We start from the raw sequence: 4,496 nt of genomic DNA, 5'->3' as shown, positions 1-4,496 counted from the left end.
GATAAATCAACAATAATGCTTTCATTTTCTTCCAGTAAATTATCATTAATGGTGCTTAAGGTTATGCTTCCACTGGTTGACCCCGCCGGAATTACAATCACATTTGATGAGACGGTATAATCAACATTTTTTTGGGCAGTTCCGAGAAATCCTAAATGAATACTAACATCTTGATTTGTAACTGAAGATAAGACTGCTGATACCGTTAAAGTTTCGTTTTCTGTTAAAGACTGTGGGCTAATACCGAGATTAACGAAAGGTAAAATAGTATTAGGTTGAACAATATCTAAAACTGCCGTAGATTGAGAACCTAATGCTATGCCGTTACTGGGATTTGCTAAGGCTAAATTAACGGTTTCTGTCGGTTCACTACTATCATCTAAATTAATCGGAATTTTGACAATAGCGGTGGTTTGATTGGCAGCAAAATTAACAGAAATGGGACTATTATTATAGTCAATTCCTGTCGTTAGGGTTGTCCCTCCGGTGGCAGTTCCATCACTTAAAATTACATCAACGCTGGCGGGTTGGGTTGCATCTCCACTGCGGTTAATCGTAATTTCTGAACTGATTAAACTGCCATCTTCATTAATTTGATAGGTGGGTTGAGAGAAACTAACAGATGGCGTTGTATCCGTAGGTAAAGCCGTTCCTAATGCACCACTTTTGAGAAAAACAGCCGAATCTAATGAGCCATCAGAGACATCTTGAATTTGAATCGTTAAGGTATTTTGACTGTTAGGAATAATATCCCCTGAAAAGGTTAAAACTTGGGTATAACCATCTAATTTAGTTAGGGTATTAGGGCTACTAGGATTGTCGATATAATCAGGATGAAAAACACTAGAATCCTCTCCATTGGGAACTAAGTTATTAATTGTAACGGTTTGACCATCACTGAGTTTAGCGAGATTATTTCCGTTTAATAATAGTTCAAAGGAATCATTAAAAATGTCTCCTCCATATTCTACAAATTCTTCAGACCCAAAGACATATTGAAAGAATAATTGTTTGGCTGTTTCATTGGCATCAAAGGTAATGGTTAAGGTAACTGCATCTCCCGCTACACCAAAGTCTCCCAAATCCGTACTTAAATCGCTGTCAAAACTAGAGATAGTATTAACACCCGGAATTTCTACCGTATTTCCGGTACTTAAAATAATTCCCGACTTTAAACCAAAAGGATCATCTTGAAACAAACCAATGGCATTGGGATCTCCTGTAATTTCTAAGGAAAAATTACTTAATCCGCTTGTATTTCCCAGGAGAGTATTGAGTAAATCTTGGGAATTATTATTAACAGTAACTGCAAATGCTAATTGGTGATTATAAGTGGTTAAAATTTGGGGTTTAAAGGCAAGTTCAGCCTTAATGATTCCAGTTTTAAGGGTAAAATCCCAATAGCCTTGACCCAGTTTTTCAGTTGTCGCAGCAATCTGAGTTTGGGTAATTTGACTTAAGGCTTTAACAAAGGCTTTTCCTTGCCAACCTTCAGCCACTTCACAAGCATAAATAAGTAAATCAGCTTGGGGATTTAAAGCCTTTGACCATTGTTGCAACGATTGAATATAATTCGATAAATTCGATAAATTTAAACTGCTATTTCCTAGATAAAGTTCACCCGGACTACCATGACAAACTAAATGAACAGCTTCTAAATTTTTAAAGGATCTCAAATGTTCACTAATTTGAAGAATGCCATCCCTTTCATCCTTCAACAACACCGGGTAGATTCCCGGTTTTATTCCTGATAGTAAATCTTGATAATTGGTAACGCTCGAATCAATAAATAAAATTTCAGTAACCGCTTCAGAACTTGGGGAAAAGTTCAACGAATTACGGGTAGTGATGAAATCTAACCCAAAATGGAGCAAGGAGGTAAAAACAGTCATAGTAGATCGGATTATATGATGAAAGCGATTCAAGGGGTCAATCAAATCTGGCTTAATCCTATTAAGTTCCCTGGGGTTAGTAATGAGGTAGAATAATTCAGTATAGCGTTTTTTGCCCCAATGTAAACGCTTTAATTGAGTTGGAGTTGATATTAACTAAAGGCATAGGAACCTACGGAATTGTGAGTTAATCTCAATTTCTGGAAGCGCTTATGGCACAATTGATAGAGTATTAGAGACGTTCAGGTAATTTTTATGACTAAGTTTGTTTTTATAACGGGTGGAGTGGTATCCAGTATTGGCAAAGGAATTGTTGCTGCAAGTTTAGGACGCCTGCTCAAGTCCCGGAACTATTCTGTCTCTATTCTTAAGCTTGATCCTTATATTAATGTTGACCCTGGAACCATGAGTCCCTTCCAGCATGGTGAAGTTTTCGTCACTGAGGATGGGGCGGAAACCGATTTAGACCTGGGACACTATGAACGCTTCACCGATACCTCGATGTCCCGTCTTAATAGTGTCACGGCTGGCGGAATTTATCAAGCTGTGATTAATAAAGAACGTCGGGGAGATTATCAAGGCGGAACTGTTCAAGTCATTCCTCATATTACTAATGAATGTAAAGAACGCATTCATCGAGTCGCAAAAAATACGAATCCAGATGTTGTGATTACCGAGGTAGGAGGAACCGTTGGTGATATTGAATCCTTACCTTTTTTAGAAGCAATTCGTCAATTTCGTAAAGATGTAGGACGCAAAAATGTTATTTATTTACACGTTACCTTAATTCCTTGGATAGGTGCTTCCGGGGAAATGAAAACAAAACCCACCCAACATTCGGTTAAAGAATTACGTTCTATTGGGATTCAACCGGATATTTTAGTGTGTCGTTGCGATCGCCAAATTCCTTTGGGAATTAAAGAAAAAATTGCCGGATTTTGTGATGTCGAAGCTGATTGTGTGATTACCTCCCGTGATGCCAATAGTATCTATGAAGTGCCTTTACTTTTAGAACAAGAAGGACTTGCCGAACAAACCTTAAAGCTGTTACAATTAGAACAACGAGAACCCAATTTAACGGCATGGCAAACTTTAGTTGATCGGCTTTATCATCGGGATCTCAATACAAAATGTCCACTTCCCCATCCTAACATTAAAATTGCCATTGTCGGGAAATATATCCAGTTAACGGATGCCTATTTATCCGTTGTTGAAGCCCTACGTCATGCAGCCGTTCAAGTGGGTGCAGAATTAAGTTTAGAATGGATTAACTCAGAAGATATTGAAGGGAATGACCCGGAAACTTACCTCAAAAATGTGCAAGGAATTGTCGTTCCTGGAGGATTTGGACAACGGGGAACCGATGGTAAAATAGCAGCCATTGAATATGCACGGGAACAAAAAATACCCTTCCTGGGATTATGTTTAGGAATGCAATGTTCAGTGATAGAATGGGCGCGTCATCAAGCTAGACTTGAACGAGCGCACAGTGCTGAATTTGACCCAGAAACTCCCAATCCTGTGATTCATTTATTACCCGAACAGCAAGACGTTGTAGACTTAGGGGGAACCATGCGTTTAGGGTTATATCCCTGCCGTTTACAACCGGATACTTTAGCGTTTAAACTGTATCAGAAGGAAGTTGTTTATGAGCGCCATCGTCATCGTTATGAATTTAATAATGCCTACCGAACATTATTCTTAGAATCTGGCTATACGATTAGTGGGACTTCCCCCGATGGTCGTTTAGTAGAAATTGTTGAATTTCCTAATCATCCTTTCTTTGTTGCGACCCAATTTCACCCCGAATTTCAGTCTCGACCCAATAGCCCTCACCCCCTATTTCAAGGATTTGTGGAAGCAACAACCCACTTATTAAAAAAAACCCAAACCTTAACAACTCAACCCAGCAACGGGCAATTAAACCCAACGGAATTACAGTCTCCTTCCGTGCTTAATTCTCCGGCGGAAGTATCCTAAAATTATCAATGCAGTTTGGGAAAAATACTAGGGGCATCCATTTCTAATCTGAAGGAAAATTTTGCACTCACCCGATCATCCTGATTTTATAACCGGGGAAAAGGGGTGAGTGATGATTTTCCTAGAAGTCTGTTATCGAATTTATTGAGTAGGAAACGAGTTGAGTCCCGGCAAGGATTCACAGGTCTGAGGAGGTCTTGTGGCTTACTGGATCAAAATGAATTATGAGCGAGAAACATATCTAATTGATCTGGATAGTATTAGTGCGTTTGCATCTGGATTTAACAAACGAATTACATTTTGGTTGCCAGATAATGGCAAACCTATTATTATTAATAATAGCAATAATCCTAAAACTTATGAAGATATTTTAGCTTATATTCAAAGGATTACTCTCCATCCCATCGGCAACTATTGGGTTAAAATTGTTTATGATCGGCATGAATATATTATTGATTTGAATCGTTTGAGTACCTTTGTATTTGATTCCAGCCAACGCATTATGTTTTGGCTTCCTGATGGCAAAGAATCCATTATTATTAATCCTCAAACTAATTCCGAAGCTTATTCTAAAGTCCTAGATTTTATTCATCAAAAAACAGGATATTCTGTGCCGTAGAGGAG

Annotated in this window: 3 protein-coding genes and 2 pseudogenes; 2 read left to right on the top strand and 3 right to left on the bottom strand. The window is 38.4% G+C overall.

Annotated features, from left to right (window positions below; translation table 11 throughout):
- The 3 genes and pseudogenes from IQ236_RS28420 to IQ236_RS28410 all read right to left on the bottom strand — a co-directional run.
- On the bottom strand, positions 1–593 hold a 593-nt coding region (locus IQ236_RS28420; RefSeq protein WP_407676173.1), incomplete at its 3' end, for a Calx-beta domain-containing protein.
- 45 nt (positions 594–638) lie between these two features.
- Positions 639–1,319 (bottom strand): annotated as a pseudogene (locus IQ236_RS28415) (choice-of-anchor L domain-containing protein); the annotation flags it as partial.
- Positions 1,320–1,376: 57 nt separating this feature from the next.
- Positions 1,377–1,892: pseudogene (locus tag IQ236_RS28410) on the bottom strand (DUF4347 domain-containing protein); the annotation flags it as partial.
- Between the two features lie 255 nt (positions 1,893–2,147).
- Between IQ236_RS28410 and IQ236_RS27330 the strand changes: the two are divergent.
- Both IQ236_RS27330 and IQ236_RS27325 read left to right on the top strand, forming a co-directional pair.
- Entirely contained in the window at positions 2,148–3,872 is a 1,725-nt protein-coding gene (locus tag IQ236_RS27330) for a CTP synthase (RefSeq protein WP_193872365.1), read from the top strand.
- Between the two features lie 199 nt (positions 3,873–4,071).
- Complete coding sequence (locus tag IQ236_RS27325) at positions 4,072–4,491, top strand: hypothetical protein (protein WP_193872363.1); 420 nt, start codon at positions 4,072–4,074, stop codon at positions 4,489–4,491.
- Positions 4,492–4,496: the final 5 nt, after the last annotated feature.

The sequence above is a fragment of the Planktothrix mougeotii LEGE 06226 genome, from assembly GCF_015207485.1.
In the GTDB taxonomy this organism is placed as follows: Bacteria; Cyanobacteriota; Cyanobacteriia; order Cyanobacteriales; family Microcoleaceae; genus Planktothrix.
The sequence above is the reverse complement of the archived record's forward strand: the minus strand, read 5'-3'. Positions and strand labels throughout refer to the sequence as shown.

What these genes read in the sequence shown, in the direction of transcription:
- IQ236_RS27330 (WP_193872365.1), top strand. Translation starts at nt 2,148, where the DNA reads ATGACTAAGTTTGTTTTTATAACGGGTGGAGTGGTATCCAGTATTGGC.